The following is a 15,693-nucleotide window of genomic DNA, read 5'->3' as shown; positions in this document are numbered from 1 at the left end:
CCGAGCCGTCTGGGGATGGGGAGGTCGTGCTCCGCGGCTCCCCGAAGGGAGCCCGGTGTTGCGGCCGCCGGATCCTTGGCCTCCGGCGGCCCGTCCGGACCGGCGTTCAATGCTCCGCCGCCGTTTCGACCCGGAACACGAGGTCCCGCCGGTCCGGAGGTCTGGGGCCGGGGGCGGGTGCCGCGGCCGCGCACACCGCCGCGGCACCCCCCCGCCGGCATCATCCGAAGAGGTTGTCGTGGGCGGCGAAGGCGGTCGCGATCTCCGCCTGTGCCCAGAACCGGTGGTAGGTGAAGGTGGGCGCCTCTCCGTCCGGGTTGTCCAGGTAGGTCTGGACCTTGTCCCACTGGGGGTCGTCCCGGTAGAAGGAGCGGATGGAGGTGAAGGTCGAGCCCGGCTCGACGGGGTCGCCGTTGGCCATGGTCCCGGAGAAGCCCTCGGGAACGTAGACCTCGTCGTCGAACCGGTCGTAGTCGGAGCGGCTCTCCTCGACGGCGATGCCGATGTCGTCCTGGTTGGCCATCAGGGCGTCGAGCAGGCCCTCACCTGTGGTGCGGGCGTCGGTGTCGCCCGACCCCGCCGAGTAGTAGAGCAGCGTCTTGGCCAGCGCGGCCGCCACACCGACGTCCTGGCCGTGCGAGACGACCTCGACGTGCAGGTCCGGGTTGTCCGTGGAGGACCCGTCCCAGGTGTCGGGCTGGCCGGACCAGTTCATGTCGGCCGGGACCGCGAAGTCACCGCCGCCGTTGAGCTGGGTGTTCTCGATGGCCCAGGGCACCCAGTCGGCCAGGATCTCGCCGGCGCGCTCGTTTCCGGTCTCGTAGTAGAGCTGGGCGACGCGCTCCATGCCCCACACCTGGAAGCCGAACCAGTTGTTGGACGGCGGGTCGTGCCAGACCGGCTGCCAGTCGTAGTACATGCCGTAGAACTGCGACTGCTGCACGTCGGCCGGAGGCTGGGCGTAGGAGCCCTCCCAGCTGTTGGTCGCACCGCCGGCGATGCCGCCTTCGGAGGACTGGAGCCACTCCATGAACTCCAGTTGGCGCTCCATGCTGGTGGACCAGTCCTCGGACGCGGTCGGCGACTCCGGCTGCATCTCCGGGGTCTGCGACAGCGCGTAGGCCGCCATCGGGTTCTGGTAGCCCTGGTGGGCGGAGCTTCCGCCGATGCGCCAGGCCCACGGGTACTCCGCGGACTCCATCGCGCCGCCCCACGCGTAGTACCAGGACATCAGGTAGTGCGAGCTGTTCTTGCCCTGCCCGGCAGCGCACTCCTGGGGGCCGACGCAGTCGCCGACCTCCTTGAAGTACTTGTCGAACATGGCGTAGCGCAGGTAGTCGCCCATCTTGGTCGCGTCGGCGACCACGTCGTCGACGGCACCGGCGTTGCCCTGCTCCTCGGCCCACTTGTTGGCCCAGTACGCCACCTGGACCGCGCGGGCGTCGGCGTCGGGCGCGTTGGTGTAGCGCCACTGCTCGGAGTAGGCGTCGTCGTCGGTGAACAGGTCGAGGAACCCGTTCTCACCGCCGTGCTCGAACGTCTCGCACGAGGGGTGGGGGACCGTCTCCCACACCGACTCCTGCGACCCGCGCTGGAAGGTGTTGATGTAGGCGGGCGCGTTGTCGGTGCCGTCGCCGCAGAAGCCGTAGCCGTAGGTGTTGTCGACGTCGAGCAGCCAGTGCATGCCGTAGACCTCGTCGGTCCCGTACGTGCTGCTCAGCTCTTGGGCGAGCGGGTCCTCGCCGACGGGCACGCTGTCGTCCAGCGCCGACGGGTAGCCCTGCGGGGAGTCGTGCTCGGGGATGTAGGTCGCCGGGGACGACGGGTCGTAGGAACCGTTGGTCGGCTGGTCCGCCGTGCCCGGGATGATGTACTCCTCCAGCGACGTCCAGGCGTCGTTGAAGGGCTCCCATTCTCCGGTGACGCGGCCGTACTCGGCCTCCAGCCACAGGTAGTAGCTGAACGCCTCGGAGGTCGTGTTGTGCCCGTGGTCGGGTGCCTCCACGATCAGGGTCTCCACCGAGTGGTAGGGCACCAGGCCGCCGTCGAACTCGCGGAAGTAGCCGCTGGCGGGGTCCTTGATCTTCTCGTACTGCTCCAGGAACGCCGTCTCGTAGTCCGAGGCGGTGGCGTCGATCTCGGTGGCCTCGACGGTCGCCGAGTCGTAGCCCTGCCCCGACGCCGTGAAGGTCGCCGACGCCAGTTCGCCGCCGTTGTCGGCGGAGGAGACGGTGACCTCCTGCTCGGTGTCCCAGTCGTCGGCGGTGAACGTCAGTTCGCCGCCGGCGGAGACGCTGAGGTCGGAGCTGCCGTCCGTGCGCGCCACACTGACGTCCACGGCGGAGTCGGGCGCGTTGGACAGCGAGACGTCGAAGGTCGCCTCGGTCCCCTGGCGCACGCTCACGTTGGCGGGAGTGGCCACGATCCCCGGCTCGTCGATCACCTCGACGGCGACCGGGCTGGAGGTGGTCTCGGCCCCCGCGTCGTCGACCGCGGTGGCGGTCACCGAGTACGGGCCGGTCGCGGCGTCGGACCAGGTCGCCTCGTAGGGCGCGGAGTCGTCGGCGGCGATCTCGGTGCCGTCGGCCTCGAAGACCACGCGGTCGATCGACCCGTCGCTGTCGGTGGCGTCGGCCGCCAGCGGAATGTCCTCGCCCGCCAGGAACGAGGCGCCGTCCTCGGGAGAGGTGAGCCCGACCTCGGGCGGCGCGTTCTCCCCGCCGCCACCGCCGCCGCAGGTGGTGCCGTTGAGCGTGAACTCCTCGGGCACTCCGTTGCTGCCACCGCTGACGGAGCCCTGGAAGCCGACCGTCGCGGACTCGCCGCTGTCGAGGTCGGTGTTCCATCCGGGCGGGGTGACGGTGACCTGGTCGCCGTCCTGGCTGAACTCGCCGCTCCAGCCGTTGGTGACCTGCTGGCCGTCGGGGAAGGTCCAGCCGAGCGACCAGTCCTGGACCGCGTCGCCCTCGTTGTCGACGGTGACGCTGGCGGTGAAGCCGCTGCCCCAGTCGTTGGTGATCTCGTAGTCGACGGAGCACTCCGTCGCCGCGAACGCGGATGTGGCCGGTGCCAGGGCCGCTACCAGCCCTGCCGCCGCTCCACCCGCTATCAGCCGCGCCAGCGGCCATCGCGTCAAGAGCCGGGAACCCATGGTGATGAGGTACCTCCAGTTTCCGTGCGTGTCCCGGCCGAAGGGCCGGGGACGGGGGGATGCCGCCCGGAAGCGGGCGGGTGAACCTGGCGGTGGTCAAAGTGCTTGGGCGGATACTCTGTGTAGCCGAACGGGTCGGCCGCTGCGGGCGCGGCCGAGGCGAGTGCTGGGGAGGGGCGCGGTGCGCGGTGGGGGCGGAGGCCGCTCCCGGCGGTGGGGGACGGGGGATCGAGCCGACGGCTCGGGTGCGGAAGGGGAAGCGGGGGATGGGGGTGGGGGATGGGCAGCGGGGATCGGGGTCAGGCTGGCGGAAACCCGGATGGGAGCGCTCCCATTTCTCCTGGTCACGGCGGCTTCCGGGTCGTGGTGATGCCGGTCTCCGGTTGTTATGATCTCGGTCACTCTTGGGAGCGCTCCCAATTACGGTAACCAGATCTAACTCGCGTGTAAACCGGTTGTTTCGCATTTCCCGCCCGGCTGGATCGGGATCGCCGTACGCACGGTGATTCCCGCAGGCAGCGGCTGCGCCGCGGACCCGGGCCGGTCGCGCGAATGCGACCGGGCCGTCAGAAGTCCAGCGGCGTCTCGTGCGGTGTCGTCCGGCCCGTCCCGGAGCCGCGGGTGCGCTTGCGCATGCGCCGCACATGGACCAGGCGCGCCAGGCGGATCAGCGGGCGAACGAGGAGCTCGACGCTGCCCGCGAGGAAGCACCAGATTCCCACGTCCTCCCACAGGGAGGAGAAGAACAAGACGCTGCCGGCGATGAACCAGATCGCGATGAGGATGTCGTTGGCGATGCTCGCCGCCTCATAGCGGTGGCGGACCACCAGTTCCTCGGCGCCGACCCGCAGAACCAGATCTGAGCCGACTTTGCCGTCCGACTCGGCCATGGCCCACCCCCTTCGTCGCGCCGCCGCTGGTGGACTCCTGCCCAGCTCCGGCCGCCGTGATGCGCCGGAGCCGGGCGGGCGGCGCGGCCGGGGCCTCAGAACGTCGCGTGGCGCAGCCAGTGGTCGAGCAGGGCGGTGTCGCCGAGGACCTCGATCCGCTCGTCCGTCCGCGGGATGCGGCCGAGGAACGCGAGCAGCAGGTCGGCCGCCGGGCCACGCAGAGCGGTGTCCGCCTTCTGATGGCCGTGGTGCCAGGTCACACCGTCCGGTTCGCGGCGGATCAGCCATTCCCCCGCCGGACCGAGGCCGCGCGGGTCGGTGGCGTGCAGGTGCAGTGTCTGCCCCTGGCCGCGCAGCGCCTCGGCGGCCTCCGGGCGGGCCTCGGCCGCGCCCGGCCCTGTCACCAGGTCGAGCCACTCCGAGATTCCGTCGGCCGCCACGTCGGGGGCCACCTCGTAGGGAGCGCCTACGGTCATGGCGACGTCGGCGCGGTGGACGGAGGTCTCGTGCACCATCCGGCGCAGCCAGAACCCGGTCTCCCGGCGGCGCCCGCTGAAGTTCCAGACCGGCACGTCCGCCCCGGTGTCCTCCACCGCGACCCGCAGCTCCCGGGCGCCGGTCCGGAGCCACTCCGCCAGCGCCCCGGCCTCGTCCGGAGCCGGAAAGTCGTTGGGCGAGGCCAGCTCTCCGGGATGGGATACGCGGCGCCGCACCGTGTCCGCGCTGAACCGGTGAGCCCGCCCGATGTGGCGCAGCAGCTCACGCAGGTCCCAGTCGGGGCACGTGGGCACCTGCCGCTCCAGTTCGGCGCCGTGCGCCAGGGCTACGACTCCCTCGGTCTGGTCGGCGAGGGCTTCCGCGAGGCGTTCTGTAGTCAGCACGCCCGCGAAGCTACCCGGTCCGGACGCCGCGGAGTGCGCCCACGAGCCGACTGTGCGCTCCGGCGGCCGACCGGATCCGGTCACCGAGCGGACGGTCAGGCGTAGCCCCAGCTGGCCGCGTACTTGGCGAGCTCGGGCGGCAGCTCGTCGGAGGTCTCCTCCTCGCGTGCGGCCTGGATGCGGCCGGAGCGGATGTTGGCGCTGCGGTCGCCCAGGTTCGCGACGAGGTTGCCGTGGTCGTGCTCGCCGTAGTCGAGCATGCCCGGCTCCCACTCCACGTCCAGGTAGGCGCACAGCTTGCGCAGCGTCTCCTCGGGCTCGGAGGTGAGGTCCTCGTAGCGGATCGAGTGGCCGTCGAGGGTGTTGCGCGCCTTCTCCAGGGGCTCCAGGTACTTCAGCACGTTGGCTTCGAGCTTGTCGCGGGTGGCGGTGTTGCTCTTCCGGCGGGCCAGCGAGCCGACGATGCCCTCGGGGTGGCGCATCAGGAAGATGAACTTGGCGTGCGGCCAGGCGTAGCTGAGCCGTTCCCACGCCCACACGTTCCCGGGCGTCTTGTCGACGATGACGTCCTTGCCGTTGCGCTCCAACTCCAGGTGCAGGATGCGGTCCCACAGCACGTGCTCCAGCTCGTGCCGGTCCAGGTCCAGCTCCAGCATCGACTTGGCGGAGAACTCCTCGGCCAGCTGCACCTCGACGGTGCGCAAGTGCAGCTCGTGGGGTGCGCGGATGCGGGAGTGGCTGTTCAGGATCATCCGCAGCAGCGTGGAGCCGGAGCGGACCGGGCTGATCACGAACACCGGTGACGCGACCTGGCGAGGGGCGATCGACACGCCGTAGTCGTAGGAGAGCGTCTTCTTGGGGGGACGCTTCGCTTTCACGCCCGGGTCCGCTGCGGCCGGAGCCTTGGCGGCCGGTGTCCGTTCATCGCTGGACGGCGCGGCCGAGCCGCGTGCCGTCAGCGACTTCGGCGGGCGCAGTGCCTCGCCGAGCAGGCGCGCCCTGCGCTTGAGGCCGGAACGCACATCGCTCATCAGCCGCCGTCCTTCCTGTTCGCGGGAACTCGCCTCAACCGACCCGGCCGGAGGCGTAGCGACAGGAGGCGACGCAGGGGGGCGCGGGAGGGCTCGATGACGCACGACGCTATGCGCCAATGGTGAGTGAATTGTAAAAATAGTATAAAGGGAAGATAACGGACGTAAGCCTGTCCATGCAATGCCGCGTCGGGCGGAGACGCGGAATCAACGCCCATGTGGTGCGTTCCGGGCGCTTCGGTGCCGAGAGGGGGACCCGGGTGACATAGGCCAGGGGTGTGCTGCGGGCGAATCGCCGGGCACGCGGCGCACCGCATGGCGCGGGTGCGGCTCGGGTCCTATGTCGGGATCCGCCGGATCTGTACCCAGGTGGGCCAGCGTACCCTCCAGGCGCGCAAGGGTGCGCTGATCAGGGCCGCGAACCCACCGGACTCAGGCTTCCCCGCTCGCGCCGCCGCGGCCGTTGCGGTGCAGCCTGCGCAGGCGCTCGGCGGCGACCGCCACGAGTCCGGCTCCCAGTAGCGCCGCGAGCACGCCGACCACGGTCAGCCCCGTCTCGGCGCGTGCGAGGGCCGTGGCCAGCGCCACCGCCGCGAACGCGCCCATCGCCAGCCCGGCGACGATCTGGATCCGCGCCTCGGTGTCGGTGTCCGCGCCTCCGCCGCTCGAATCCATGCGCCTCTCCCATCTCACGCCGACGCCGGTCCCCGCCGACACCTCCCGATGACGTGCGTCGAATCCGGTTCACCCCTGGGGGTACCGGTGCAGCGCCCGGCTGAAACACCCGAACGCCCCCTGTGGCAGGGAAGGCCGCCCCGCGCCGGTCAGACCGCCGCCCGCAACCCGGGCGCCGCGCATCTGATCGCCGAGACTGAGGAGGCGGCCGCGGCGGCGCGCGCGGCAGTGAGGAATGCGTCCCACTCGGCGGCGGGGAAAGAGAGGTGCCCCGCCTCCGGGTGCTTGGAGCCGCGCATGGCCGCACCGGCGGGGAGGTCTGCTACGTCGAGGCAGTCGGGTACCCGGCCGCTGCGGAACGATGCGGGGGTGCGGGCGACCTCGACACAGTCGACCCGGTCGCTGCTGTAGCTGGACTTGAAGAAGGCCAATCGCTCAGTCGTCACACTGATGCTCGGACTCCATGATCTCGCGGATGAACCGCAGGGTACGCGGTGCCCGATGCGCGGCTGAGTTCAGGTTGGCGAAAATCGTAACGAACCTCTGCACGGATGCCGCATCCTGCACAAAGAGGCTGTCAGTAGCAGTTTCGGTGTAAACGAGGCTGGGGCCGATCTGGGCTGGGAAGTCCAAGATCACAAATGAGCCTGCAAGGCCTGCGTGCGTGCCGGCCGTGAATGGGAGGCGTCTTCGACCTGCTCGGCACCGAGCTCGCCGCGAACGCGATCCGGCACTCCCGCTCCAGCCTGCCCGGCGGCGGTTGCACCCTGCGCGTGGACCGGACGGCAGACGGCATGACGCTCACCTGCCGGGACGGCGGCGAACCCGAGGCCGGGCTGGGGGACTGCCGAAACCGTACGCACCTGTCCCCGGACCCCAGCGGCCTGGAGGCCGACGCCGAGGCGGGCCGCGGTCTGGCTCTGGTCGATGCCCTGGCCACCGAGTGGGGCGACAACGGTCTCCCGACCCACCGCCACGTCTGGTTCCACCTGGCCTATGACCTCTCGGAAGGCCGTTGGTTCGGCGCCTGAGCCCCCCGGCCCCAGGCGCCGAACCCGGCCCCCACAGGCCCGAGACGGTGCTCCCCCACGCTGTCTCGGGCCGAGGCTCCAATCCTTGCAAAACCCTGAAGGAAGGGAACCTGTGCTCAAGAATACCGCTACTCCGCACCCGGGTGGTCCCATTTCCCCGGCTTCCCAGGGGGAAAATTCGAGCCGATCCGGAGGCGCCCGGAACTGCTCCGCCGGAGCAGCCCGGAACAGTGTCCAAGTGCGCCCGCAAACGCACCATTCCGCCGTTTCTGTTCCTGCAATAGGCACAAGCGGGATTGCGGGTGAGACCGGCCCCTGCCCGGACTGCGCGCACCCATGCCGCGCCCGCCGGGCCGCACGGCAGGAGCGCCGGATCGGACGGACCGCCGAGTTCGCCGCCGAACACCGCAGGGCCGCCGCGATCCAGGCGCGCTATCTCCGCTGGGCCGTCTGGTTCGGCGAGGCGGCCCAGTCCTTTCGGGCCGCCACGGCCACCGGGCTCCTTGCGGCATCCGACACCGACGCCCTCCTCCTCGCCCTGTGGGCCACTACAGCCGCACCGCAACGCCCCGGATCCGCGGGGAATCGCCGTGGGAATGCGGTGGCGCACGCTGCCGGGCGAGAAAACCGGGCGGCCTCTGTTTGGCCGCGAACGGGTTCAAAGAGTCCAAAGGGCGACGGTTCGCCGGCCACGACAGAAGGGACCGCCAACGGCGGCGGCACGATCCTTCATCGTCGAAATCCACAACCTCACCGACGCCGGTTTCCGTCGCGGTGAAACGAAGCTGAAGCACGGAATCGGGCGGAGGACGACGCAGAGCTGCCCCCGACCGCATCCCCGCGATGTCGAATGCGGTCGCCGCCGCGGAGTCGCAGGGGGTCATGACCCGACTCTTGAGCCCGAGCTGAAGCAGCGCGTCGGCGGGCGGTGCTCGCGGGCCTCCTGGAAATGCACCCACGGGGCCCGCGGGTTCCGCCGAGCGTTTCCGATCGGCCCCCGGTCACCCGTTCGCGGACGGGCCTCCACACATCCGATGATCGCGGTGTCGGTGAACGGCGGCTTTGCTGCGAGGACAGCGGAATATATCGCGCGGGGAGGGGAGTACTTCTACCGAGGGGGATGCGAAACAGGGCGCGTCCGGTGAGAATTCGGCGTGGTGAATTCGACCGGAGCCGGGTACCGTCCGGTCCGCACCCACCCCTACCGCCGTATGCGGAGGCCCCGTGCACGTCGATCCCCCCGATGCACCGCGATCCGCATCGCCGCCCACCCCCGCCCCGCCGGACCCGACCCCGACCCCGACCCCACCCACGCCACCCCCGACGCCTCCCCCCGACCGGGCGGCCGCCAAGCGACCCCTCTGGCGCAGAAGGCCGCTCCTGTTCGGCTGCGGGGGAGCCGGGATCCCGATGCTGTGGATGTGGCCGTTCATCGTGGCGGGGATGAAGGCGGCCGACCGGATGTTCAAGCCGCGCAACTCGGCCGTCGCGCGCGACGGCGCCGGCGGCGGCAATCTGGACCGGCTGCAGACCGTCCGCGCAGTCGCGGGCTTCGTGGTGGTGGTGGGCGTGGCCGTCCACTTCGAGGACACCGAATCGGTGGAGCTCGTGACGTCGGGAAGGATCCTGCTGGAGTCGGTCGCGGCCGCTTTGGCGGCGCTGCTGGTCGCCTTCGGCTACTTCCTGGTCCGAGCCCGCGGGCAGCAGGTGCGCGCCGAGCTGCTCCGGCGGTTCCTGCGCTACTCCGTCGTGTCCGTCGTGCTTTTCGCGGGCGCGTACCTGCTGCTGTACGGCCTGTCCGTGTCGGGGATGCGCCTGGTCGGGGACCTGGGACAGGACCGGTGGTACGTGGGGGTGATCGCGTTCGTCGCGGTCTTCACCGGAGGCAGCTTCGTCAGCGGGTTCGTCTTCTGGTCGCTCTTCATGGCCGCCAAGCACGCCTTCAACGCCGCCGACGTCCACCCCATGCTCCCGTGCCTGTGCGCGCCCATCGCGTCGACGGGCCTGGCCGTCGTCGGGCTGGCCCGGCTGGAGGGGCCCACACCCGTGTGGATCAGCCTCGCCCTCTCCGCGGCCGGCATCCTCACCGCCACCGCCCTGAGCGTCGCCGAATGGCGCCTGCTCAGCAGGAGCCACGGATTCACCCTCGACACCGTCCCCGAACCGGCGGGGCGGCCCGATCCCTAGCCCGCTGTGCGCGGGAGGCCGTGCGTGGACCTCTGGGCGTTTCGCCGCGTCCGCGGCTCACTCCTCCATTGCGCGCAGCAGGCGGGCCGTCGCGGCATCCGCGGGATAGAACGTCTCGATCGCTATCTCGTCCAGGGTCACGTCGCGCGGCGAGCCGAACACGGTGGTGGTGTAGAGCAGGGCGAGGTCCCCGTACTCCGTCGCCATGCGCATGGGGACCGCGAGGTCGTCGGAGGCGTCGGAGGCGGGTCCGTCCTCGACCCGGTCCGGTCCGGGATCGGGGTAGCCCTCCAGCTCGGCGAGCAGCTCGGCCAATCCCGGCGCGGCGGTGCGGTCGAGCTGCCGACGCACCCGCCGCAGCACGTGGCGGCGCCACCGGGCCAGGTTGCGGATACGCGGCGCCAGGCCGTCGGGGTGGAGCGTCACGCGCAGCACGTTGATCGCGGGCCTGGTCAGCTCGGGCGGCACGTCGTGCAGGAACGCCGACATCGCCCGGTTCGCCGCGAGGAGTTCCCAGCACACGTTCACCGCGAGCGCCGGATTCGGCTCCTGGCCGGCCAGGACCGAACGCACGGCGTCGCCCGCGGCGCCCAGGTCGGTGAAAGGGCGTTCAGGATGCGCGGGGGCGAACCCCGCCGCCAGGTACAGCGCGTTGCGCTCGCGCAGGGGGACGTCCAGCTCCTCGCACAGCCGCTCGATCATCTCCCGGCTCGGATTGGCCCGGCCGGTCTCGATGTAGCTCAGGTGGCGGGTGGAGACGTCCGCGGCGACCGACACATCCAACTGGGAGCGCCGCCGGTGCTCCCGCCAGCGTCGCATCAGGGCTCCTACCGGCTCGGTGGTGACCGTCATACGGCAACGCTCCCGCACCCGCGGCGGCGCGGCAATGACCTCCCGGGTTATCGACGGTCCGCACCGGCGGCGCCAGTCTCGGAGCACACGGCCGGTCCCGTACCGGCGCCGGCCACCGCATCCGAAGGGAAGGCATCGCCATGACCACCGAGACAGGCACTACGACCGCCGGCGAAGGCGCCGCCGCCGGCGACGGCCCGACCGCCTTCGACGCCACCGCATCCGCCGTCGACCGCTACCTGGAGTTCTGGAACAGCCCGGCCGGAGAGCAGCGCAGGCTCGCGTCGGGGACCTTCACCGAGGACATCGACTACCGCTCGCCCGTGGCGGTGATGTCGGGGGCCGAGCCGCTCATCGCGTTCCGCACGCAGTTCATCGAGCACGCGGGCGCCGCCTCGTTCGCAGCCCGGCGCGAACCGGAGGAGCACCACGACCGGATCCGCCTGCTGTGGGAGATCCAGCTCGCCGACGGCACGTCGTTCGCGACCGGCACGGACGTGCTGGCGCTCGCCGAGGACGGGCGCATCGCCTCGGTCAGCGCATTCCTGGACCGCGCGCCCGAGGGCTTCGGGCACGAGGACCACGCATGAGTGCAGGCGGCGACATGGCGGAGAAGGTCGCCAACGTCCACCAGTACGAGGCGTGGAACGGCGCCTTGGCGACGGCCGTCCGGGGCCGAACCCCGCCGATCTTGTAGCCATCGTGAAGGAAAACGATTTCCGTTTGCGATAGCTACAAGATCGACGGCGGTATCCGGGAGTCGGCGGAAGAGAGAGGGAGTTCAGGAATGCTGTTCATCGAGGTTTTCGCACCTCAGGGCGCCCTGGGTGCCGAGCGCCGGGCGCTGCTGGCCAAGCGACTGGTGGAGTTGGACGACGGGGTGAACCGGGGCGAGTACCACCCCGAGTCCGTCGAGCAGAACTCGCGCGCGTACACGCAGGTCGTCGTGCACGAGCCGCTGACGTGGGTCGCCGGGGAGCACACGGTCGACGCCGACTGGCCCCGGCGCTACGCGGTGCGGGTGCGTATCCCGTCCCCCTGGGTCAAGGAGGTCGCGGGGGAGTTCGTCGAGCGCTACAACCGCATCGTCGCCACCACCGTGCGGGACGTCCTGGGGGCCGGGGACGAGCCGCAGGTGTGGGTCGAGGTGCACGGTGTCCGCGAAGGGACGCTGGGGCTGGACGGCCGGGTGATGGGCGCCGAGGCGATCTCGCAGCTGTTCACGGGTACCTGGCGCGAGTCCGTGGCGGGCCGGGGGCCCGTTGCGGGTCCGGAGCCGGGGACGGTGCACTGCCCTGTGTGCAGCATGGTCGTCACATTGGACGACTCCGCGATCACCCTGGAGTACGCGGGTGACGTCTACGGCTACTGCAGCAAGCACTGCCGCAGGGCCCATGCCGAGGAACTGGGGGTCGCGGTCCCGGCGTGAGGGGCGGGGGCGGGCCCGCTCGCCGAGGACGCCGCGGACGGCAACGGCGTCGGTGCCGGCGGGCGGCCCCGCTCCCCTTCGGTGGTGATGCGGCAGCTCCGCGCCCGACAGGCGCGGGCGTGACGTGCAGGTGGAGGGGGCGGCGGCGCGAACCTGGATGAACCTTGACATGCAAGTATCAACTTGCCTAACGTGTTCGAGCGTGGGAGACATATTCAAGGCCTTGGCCGACCCCACGCGGCGGACCATCCTCGACGAGCTGACCGAACGCAACGGCCAGACCCTTTTCGAGATCTGCGCCCGGCTTTCCACCAAGCACGGGATCGGTTCGTCGCGGCAGGCGACCTCGCAGCATCTCGACGTTCTGGAGGATGCGGGCCTGGTCGAGACCAGGCGCGAGGGCCGGTACAAGTTCCACTACATCGACACAGGGCCACTCGAACCGATCGTCGAGCGATGGCTCACGAGGCCCGGCGGGCACGTCGGGGGCCGTTCCGGCACAAGCGCGGATTCAGATGGGACAGAGGGACCGACATGAGGATCAACCTGACGAGCGTGTTCGTCGACGACCAGGAGAAGGCGCTGCGGTTCTACACCGACGTGCTCGGCTTCGTGAAGAAGCACGACGTCCCCATGGGGGGCGAGGACCGGTGGCTGACCGTGGTCTCCCCGCAGGACCCCGACGGCACCGAGCTGCTGCTCGAACCCAGCGGCCACCCGGCGGCGAAGCCGTTCAAGGAGGCGCTGGTCGCCGACGGCATCCCGTTCACCTCGTTCGCCGTCGACGACGTCGACGCCGAGTACGAGCGGCTGCGCGGGCTCGGCGTGCGCTTCACCCAGGAGCCCGTCGACATGGGGCCGGTGACCACGGCCGTGCTGGACGACACCTGCGGCAACCTCATCCAGATCGCCCACCACGCGGGCTAGTTCGCTTATGGGCGCCAGTCAGCCCAGCCCTCGGTCGGCCGCTACTCCTCGGCGACGACGGCCACCGCCTCGACCTCCACCAGCTGGTCCGGGTAGCCCAGGACGGCGACGCCCAGGAGCGTACTCGGAGCGTCGTGGCCGCCCATGTGCTCGCGCACGACCTGCCACGCGCCGACCAGGTCGGCCCGCTCGGACGACGCCACGTAGACGGTCGTCTTGACGACGTCCTCCAGCGAGGCTCCGGCGCTGCTCAGCGCCTGGCGCAGGTTGACCATCACCTGGTGGGCCTGGGCGGCGGCGTCGCCGGCCGCGACCGTACGGCCGTCGGCGTCCAGCGGACAGGCGCCCGCCGTCCAGACCGCGCGCACCGGCCGCCCGGACCCGTCCGCCAGATCCGCGGATGCGGCGTAGGCGTAGTCCACCGCCGTCGTGAGCGTGCCGTCGCGGACCAGCCGCACGCCGGCGCCGGACCGCGCAGGGGCGCCGCCTTCCGAACCGTCGTCGGGATGTCCCGGCTCGTCGAGAACGCGTGCCACGAATGCACTCTTCCCCTCTGTATACGCCTCGCGATCGTTGCCGTGCCGCCCGGCCAGGCGGCGTTTCAGATCCGCGTAGCGTTGCGCGAGCCGGTCGTCGGCGCGCAGCGCGTCGCGGAAGGCGATCTGCTCGGCCCACCGCGGGTGCCCTGCCCGGATCAGGTGCAGATGGGCTTCGCGCCGCCGGCCCGCGGCGTCTGGCTTGACGAAGAAGCGCCGCCACGGCCGTTGGTCCAGCTCCGGTGGGACACCGCGCCAGCCGTCGGCGGCCAGGCGCTCCGCCGCCCGGTCGGCAGCGGTGTCCGGGTCGCCGACGGAGGCCGCCAGGTCCACGATCGGTTTGGCCGCGAGTCCGGGGACAGCCGTGGATCCGACGTGCTCGACGCCGTCGGCCAACCACGGCGCCAGGAGCTCGAAGAGGCGGGCTCGCTCAGCGGCGGCCCGGACGGGCCAGCGGGGGTCGTAGGCGGCGACCTCGGCCGACTCGCAAGCCCATGCGGGCGGATCATCACTCACCGCGCCACCTTAGCGCCGGGCCGGCGGCTGCGGCGGAGGAGCCCGTACGTGGCGGCAGTGGTCGAGCCGACGGTGCGCTCGGCGGCGGGGCGGCCGCGCCTACGTGTCCTCGCCGTTCCTCGCGGCCGGGCCGGCGGACCGCGACGGGCGCCGAGCGAACGCGGGCGCCCGCTCGGGACGCACACCCACGCCGACCAGGTACGCCGGTATCGCCGAAAGCTGCGGTATCGCCGTGACCGCGGACTGCAGCAGCTTCGGCGGCGAGGGGCGCCGACCCGCCAGGACCGGTCCCAGCACGCGCCTGTGCAGCACCCGCTGCAGGGTCTGGGTCACCGCGGTGGGCAGGAGGCGCCGGCGGCGGACCGAGTCCAGGGTCCGGTCGGTGACCCGGCCGGCGCCGAGCGGCCCGGCGAGCAGGGTCGCGGCGGCCACGGCGTCCTGGACGGCGAGGTTGATGCCCACCCCGCCCAGGGGCGACATGGCGTGCGCGGCGTCGCCGATGCACAGCAGGCCGTCGGTGTGCCAGCGGCGCAGCCGGTCCAGCCGCACGTCCAGGTGCTTGACGTCGTCCATGGACTTCAGGCCGTCCACGGTATCGGCCAGTTCGGGCATCAGCTGCACGACGTCGCCGCGCAGCGCCTCGATGCCGCGGGCGCGCAGGTCGGCGTCGGTGCCCTTGGGGCCCAGGTAGGCCATCTGCAGGTAGTCCGTGCGGGGGATCGGGACGAGGAACTTGCCGTTGCCGAAGCGCGGAACCAGGGCGGGGGGCGCCTCACCCCGGACGGGCACGCGGAACCACCAGGCATCGAAGGCGACGGGGTACTCGCGCACGGTCAGGCGGGAGTGGCCGCGCGCCATCGACCAGCGGCCGTCGCAGGCGACGGTCAGGTCGGCGCGCAGCTCGCCGGGACCGCCGGGTCCCTCGTAGCGGACGCCGGCGACCCGGCCGCCCTCGTGCAGCAGGCCGGTGGCCGCGGTGCTCATGCGCAGCGCGAAGGACGGCTCCTCGGCTCCGGCCTCGGCGAGCAGGTTGAGCAGGTCCCACTGCGGGACCATCGCGATGTAGGGGTGGTCCAGCCGCAGTCGGCGGAAGTCGCCCAATACCAGCTTCCGCCCGCCGGCGCCGTCGAAGGCCACCTGCTCGACCTTGCTGTGCGGCAGGGCGGCGAAGCGCTCGCCGAGGCCCAGGTCGTCCAGTAGGCGGGTCGTCGTGGGGTGGACCGTGTCGCCGCGGAAGTCACGCAGGAAGTCGGCGTGCTTCTCCAGCACCGTGACCTGCACACCGGCGCGGGCCAGTAGCAGGCCCAGCATCATGCCGGCGGGTCCGCCGCCGATGATCGCGCAGGTGGTCGTCTCGCTCATCTGTGAACTCCCTCGTTCTCGATGCGAGCGGCGCGCGGGTCCTTCCGGCCTTCCGGCCTTCCGGCCTTCCGGCCCGAGGGGCCCGCGGCCCGGCGTCGGCCGGGCGCGCCTTCCGATCGGCATCGACCGATCTCCACAAACGTAGAATTCCACGAGTGTAGATGTCAACACTCGTGGAGTTGTGATGGGCGGACGAGAGTCCGGAGTCGGACGATGCTCCTGGTC

16 protein-coding genes and 1 pseudogene are annotated in these 15,693 nt (G+C 71.3%); 6 read left to right on the top strand and 11 right to left on the bottom strand.

Annotation, left to right across the window (positions count from 1 at the left end):
• Positions 1–220: 220 nt before the first annotated feature.
• The 7 genes from RM446_RS06705 to RM446_RS06675 all read right to left on the bottom strand — a co-directional run bounded on the left by RM446_RS06705 (position 221) and on the right by RM446_RS06675 (position 7,267).
• Positions 221–3,151 (bottom strand): glycoside hydrolase family 48 protein, encoded by a 2,931-nt coding sequence (locus tag RM446_RS06705; RefSeq protein ID WP_311544273.1) that lies wholly within the window; start codon positions 3,149–3,151, stop codon positions 221–223.
• 566 nt (positions 3,152–3,717) lie between these two features.
• Positions 3,718–4,041, bottom strand: coding sequence for a YrhK family protein (locus RM446_RS06700; protein WP_311544272.1), 324 nt, complete (start codon positions 4,039–4,041; stop codon positions 3,718–3,720).
• Between the two features lie 95 nt (positions 4,042–4,136).
• Positions 4,137–4,922 (bottom strand): maleylpyruvate isomerase family mycothiol-dependent enzyme, encoded by a 786-nt coding sequence (locus RM446_RS06695; protein WP_311544271.1) that lies wholly within the window; start codon positions 4,920–4,922, stop codon positions 4,137–4,139.
• Positions 4,923–5,017: 95 nt separating this feature from the next.
• Positions 5,018–5,953: a sulfotransferase family protein gene (locus RM446_RS06690; RefSeq protein WP_311544270.1), complete on the bottom strand. Its 936-nt coding sequence runs from the start codon at positions 5,951–5,953 to the stop codon at positions 5,018–5,020.
• A gap of 432 nt (positions 5,954–6,385) precedes the next feature.
• Positions 6,386–6,628: a hypothetical protein gene (locus RM446_RS06685; RefSeq protein WP_311544269.1), complete on the bottom strand. Its 243-nt coding sequence runs from the start codon at positions 6,626–6,628 to the stop codon at positions 6,386–6,388.
• Positions 6,629–6,777: 149 nt separating this feature from the next.
• On the bottom strand, positions 6,778–7,074 hold the full coding sequence (locus tag RM446_RS06680; protein WP_311544268.1) for a DUF397 domain-containing protein: 297 nt from the start codon (positions 7,072–7,074) through the stop codon (positions 6,778–6,780).
• Positions 7,064–7,267, bottom strand: a complete 204-nt coding sequence (locus RM446_RS06675) for a Scr1 family TA system antitoxin-like transcriptional regulator (protein WP_311544267.1) — start codon at positions 7,265–7,267, stop codon at positions 7,064–7,066. The genes RM446_RS06680 and RM446_RS06675 overlap by 11 nt, the downstream gene beginning before the upstream one ends.
• Before the next feature lie 38 nt (positions 7,268–7,305).
• Between RM446_RS06675 and RM446_RS06670 the strand changes: the two genes are divergently transcribed.
• Both RM446_RS06670 and RM446_RS06665 read left to right on the top strand, forming a co-directional pair.
• Positions 7,306–7,659, top strand: coding sequence for an ATP-binding protein (locus RM446_RS06670; protein WP_311544266.1), 354 nt, complete (start codon positions 7,306–7,308; stop codon positions 7,657–7,659).
• Positions 7,660–9,069: 1,410 nt separating this feature from the next.
• The gene (locus tag RM446_RS06665; RefSeq protein ID WP_311544265.1) at positions 9,070–9,846 is read left to right on the top strand and encodes a hypothetical protein; all 777 of its coding nucleotides are present in this window, start codon (positions 9,070–9,072) and stop codon (positions 9,844–9,846) included.
• Between the two features lie 57 nt (positions 9,847–9,903).
• On the opposite strand, the gene RM446_RS06660 is transcribed toward RM446_RS06665, so the two are convergent.
• Entirely contained in the window at positions 9,904–10,665 is a 762-nt protein-coding gene (locus RM446_RS06660; RefSeq protein ID WP_311544264.1) for a helix-turn-helix domain-containing protein, read from the bottom strand.
• Positions 10,666–10,838: 173 nt separating this feature from the next.
• Between RM446_RS06660 and RM446_RS06655 the strand changes: the two genes are divergently transcribed.
• The 4 genes from RM446_RS06655 (at position 10,839) to RM446_RS06640 (ending at position 13,054) form a co-directional block, all read left to right on the top strand.
• On the top strand, positions 10,839–11,288 hold the full coding sequence (locus tag RM446_RS06655; protein ID WP_311544263.1) for a hypothetical protein: 450 nt from the start codon (positions 10,839–10,841) through the stop codon (positions 11,286–11,288).
• 197 nt (positions 11,289–11,485) lie between these two features.
• Positions 11,486–12,127 carry a hypothetical protein gene (locus RM446_RS06650; RefSeq protein WP_311544262.1) on the top strand — a complete coding sequence of 214 codons (642 nt, stop codon included), beginning with the start codon at positions 11,486–11,488 and terminating at the stop codon, positions 12,125–12,127.
• A 169-nt stretch (positions 12,128–12,296) separates the two neighbouring features.
• Complete coding sequence (locus RM446_RS06645; RefSeq protein ID WP_311544259.1) at positions 12,297–12,665, top strand: ArsR/SmtB family transcription factor; 369 nt, start codon at positions 12,297–12,299, stop codon at positions 12,663–12,665.
• Entirely contained in the window at positions 12,662–13,054 is a 393-nt protein-coding gene (locus RM446_RS06640; protein WP_311544257.1) for a VOC family protein, read from the top strand. The genes RM446_RS06645 and RM446_RS06640 overlap by 4 nt, the downstream gene beginning before the upstream one ends.
• A gap of 41 nt (positions 13,055–13,095) precedes the next feature.
• On the opposite strand, the gene RM446_RS06635 is transcribed toward RM446_RS06640, so the two are convergent.
• The 3 genes and pseudogenes from RM446_RS06635 to RM446_RS06625 all read right to left on the bottom strand — a co-directional run bounded on the left by RM446_RS06635 (position 13,096) and on the right by RM446_RS06625 (position 15,468).
• Entirely contained in the window at positions 13,096–13,506 is a 411-nt protein-coding gene (locus tag RM446_RS06635) for a RidA family protein (protein WP_311544476.1), read from the bottom strand.
• A 78-nt stretch (positions 13,507–13,584) separates the two neighbouring features.
• A pseudogene (locus RM446_RS06630) lies at positions 13,585–14,106 on the bottom strand (GrpB family protein); the annotation flags it as partial.
• 99 nt (positions 14,107–14,205) lie between these two features.
• The gene (locus RM446_RS06625) at positions 14,206–15,468 is read right to left on the bottom strand and encodes an FAD-dependent oxidoreductase (protein ID WP_311544256.1); all 1,263 of its coding nucleotides are present in this window, start codon (positions 15,466–15,468) and stop codon (positions 14,206–14,208) included.
• Between the last annotated feature and the right edge of the window lie 225 nt (positions 15,469–15,693).

The sequence above is a fragment of the Streptomonospora wellingtoniae genome (genome assembly GCF_031845375.1).
In the GTDB taxonomy this organism is placed as follows: domain Bacteria; phylum Actinomycetota; class Actinomycetes; order Streptosporangiales; family Streptosporangiaceae; genus Streptomonospora; species Streptomonospora wellingtoniae.
This window is presented reverse-complemented; position numbering and strand designations above follow the sequence as displayed.

Coding starts and splice junctions, on each gene's coding strand:
- RM446_RS06705 (WP_311544273.1), bottom strand. CDS start 3,151: ATGGGTTCCCGGCTCTTGACGCGATGGCCGCTGGCGCGGCTGATAGCG.
- RM446_RS06700 (WP_311544272.1), bottom strand. CDS start 4,041: ATGGCCGAGTCGGACGGCAAAGTCGGCTCAGATCTGGTTCTGCGGGTC.
- RM446_RS06690 (WP_311544270.1), bottom strand. CDS start 5,953: ATGAGCGATGTGCGTTCCGGCCTCAAGCGCAGGGCGCGCCTGCTCGGC.
- RM446_RS06685 (WP_311544269.1), bottom strand. CDS start 6,628: ATGGATTCGAGCGGCGGAGGCGCGGACACCGACACCGAGGCGCGGATC.
- RM446_RS06670 (WP_311544266.1), top strand. CDS start 7,306: ATGGGAGGCGTCTTCGACCTGCTCGGCACCGAGCTCGCCGCGAACGCG.
- RM446_RS06665 (WP_311544265.1), top strand. CDS start 9,070: ATGCTGTGGATGTGGCCGTTCATCGTGGCGGGGATGAAGGCGGCCGAC.
- RM446_RS06660 (WP_311544264.1), bottom strand. CDS start 10,665: ATGCGACGCTGGCGGGAGCACCGGCGGCGCTCCCAGTTGGATGTGTCG.
- RM446_RS06655 (WP_311544263.1), top strand. CDS start 10,839: ATGACCACCGAGACAGGCACTACGACCGCCGGCGAAGGCGCCGCCGCC.
- RM446_RS06650 (WP_311544262.1), top strand. CDS start 11,486: ATGCTGTTCATCGAGGTTTTCGCACCTCAGGGCGCCCTGGGTGCCGAG.
- RM446_RS06645 (WP_311544259.1), top strand. CDS start 12,297: ATGCAAGTATCAACTTGCCTAACGTGTTCGAGCGTGGGAGACATATTC.
- RM446_RS06640 (WP_311544257.1), top strand. CDS start 12,662: ATGAGGATCAACCTGACGAGCGTGTTCGTCGACGACCAGGAGAAGGCG.
- RM446_RS06625 (WP_311544256.1), bottom strand. CDS start 15,468: ATGAGCGAGACGACCACCTGCGCGATCATCGGCGGCGGACCCGCCGGC.